This is a genomic window from Luteibacter sp. P4_D7_3, from assembly GCF_056401735.1.
This window is the reverse complement of sequence record NZ_JBFUIT010000490.1, coordinates 1-2,009: the sequence shown is the minus strand read 5'-3', so window position 1 is coordinate 2,009 and position 2,009 is coordinate 1. Positions and strand designations below refer to the sequence as shown.

At 62.8% G+C, this 2,009-nt stretch carries 1 protein-coding gene and 1 pseudogene; both read left to right on the top strand.

Going from position 1 to position 2,009, the window contains the following annotated elements; translation table 11 throughout:
* A partial coding sequence (locus AC1DSN_RS21895) for an AsmA family protein (protein ID WP_477332887.1) occupies positions 1-1,763 on the top strand: 1,763 nt, incomplete at its 5' end.
* A 134-nt stretch (positions 1,764-1,897) separates the two neighbouring features.
* Positions 1,898-2,009 (top strand): annotated as a pseudogene (locus tag AC1DSN_RS21890) (EamA family transporter); the annotation flags it as partial.

Genomic DNA, 2,009 nt, shown 5'->3' with positions numbered 1-2,009 from the left:
GCGACAACACCTGGACGTTCAAGATGCCCGAGAGCACGGGCCCGTCCGAGTGGCAGCTCGAGCTCAACGCCATTGCCTTCGACAAGGGTCACGTCGATTTCAACGACGCGACCAACCAGATCGCCATGGGTATTGACGTGACGCCGCTGGGCAAGGGCATTCCCTTCGACGAGATCATGGCGCAGCAGGAGAAGGATTCGCGCGCGCAGGCCGCGAAGACCAATGGCGCCACGACGAAGGCCATGGCCAGGAACGGCGCCGGAGACACGGATCGCCAGGACCAGACCAAGAAGAAGCAGGTGTACCAGTTCCAATGGGACGCCAAGGGTACGTACAAGAAGTCGACTGTCGAAGCCAAGGCGAAGACCGGCGGTGTGCTCGCGCTTCGCGACACGAATCGTCCCTTCCCTGTGCAGGCCGACGCACGCTTCGGTGACACTCWTATTGCTTTCGTCGGCACGCTGACCGATCCGCTCAACGTGGGTGCGCTCGACATCCGCCTGTGGTTGTCGGGCACGAGCATGTCGCATCTCTACGATCTCACCGGCGTGACCCTTCCCGATACGCCGCCGTTCGCCACGGAAGGCCATCTCAAGGCCAATCTCAAGAAGGGCGCGAGCGTCTTCACCTATGACAACTTCACCGGCAATGTCGGCGGCAGCGATCTCGGCGGCAGCCTCACCTTCAACACCGGTGGCCAGCGTCCGAGCCTGACCGGCAAGCTGAAGTCGAACCAGTTGCTGTTCTCGGATCTCGCCCCGCTGGTCGGCGGAGGCTCCAACGCAGAGAAAACCGAGCGCGGCGACTCGGTGAAACAGCCCGACGACAAGGTGCTTCCGGTCGAACCGTTCAAGACCGATCGCTGGAACGCGATGGACGCCGATGTCGAGTTCACGGGCGTGCATATCGTTCATGGCGATCGCTTGCCGGTCGACAACCTCTTCACCCATCTCACCATGAAGGACGGCAAGCTTGCCCTCGACCCGCTGAGGTTCGGCGTGGCCGGTGGCACGGTCGGCAGCAACATCCACGTCGATGGCTCCACCACGCCCATGAAAGGCACGTTCAACATGGGTGCGCGGCATCTGAAGCTGAAGGAGCTGTTTCCCAAACTGGCGCCGGGAGACACGACGCTGGGTGAACTCAATGGCGACGCTTCCCTGACTGCCGTGGGCAATTCGCCGGCGGCCTTGCTGGGCAGCTCCAACGGCGAGATCAAGTTGCTGATCAACGATGGCGCGGTCAGCAGTTCGCTGCTGGAACTGGCCGGCCTGAATGTCGGTAGCTATGCAGTGAACAAGCTGTTCGGCGACGAAACGGTCAAGATCAACTGCATGGCGGCCGACCTCGTTGCCACGAACGGCGATATGGATTCGAAGCTGTTCGCCTTCGATACGGAGAAGGCGCTTATCAACGTGACCGGCGATATCGACTTCAAGAGCGAGAAGCTCAACCTCGATATCGTGCCGCACACGAAGGGCTTCCGCCTGTTCTCGCTGCGCTCGCCGCTGTACGTGCACGGCACGATGAAGAACCCGTCGGTTGGCGTGCATCCGGGACCGCTGATCCTGCGCGGCGGTGGTGCCGTCGCCCTGGCCGTCTTCGCCGCGCCCGTTGCTGCCATCGCCGCGCTGGCCGTCCCCGAAAGCGGCAAGGCCGACGCTACGCAGTGCAAGCCGTTGCTCGACGACCTCAAGAGCGCCCCGCCCAAGGCCCCGCCCCCGGGCAAGACCCAGGCCCAGGCCGACGCTAAGAAGAAATAACGCTAATTGCCCTTGCCCCCTGTAGGAGCCGATTCATCGGCGATGGCATCGCCCAGACGGTGATCCGCTGCCACGGCCTTCGCCGATGAATCGGCTCCTACACAAGAACTGCGTTTTGCCGCAAGCTTGCGGGCATGCTGCCCTCCCGCAAAGCCCACCTCCAGATCCACTTCTGTGTCCTGCTGTGGGGCTTCACCGCCATCCTCGGCAAGCTGATCACGCTGGCGGCGTTGCCCTTGGTGTGGT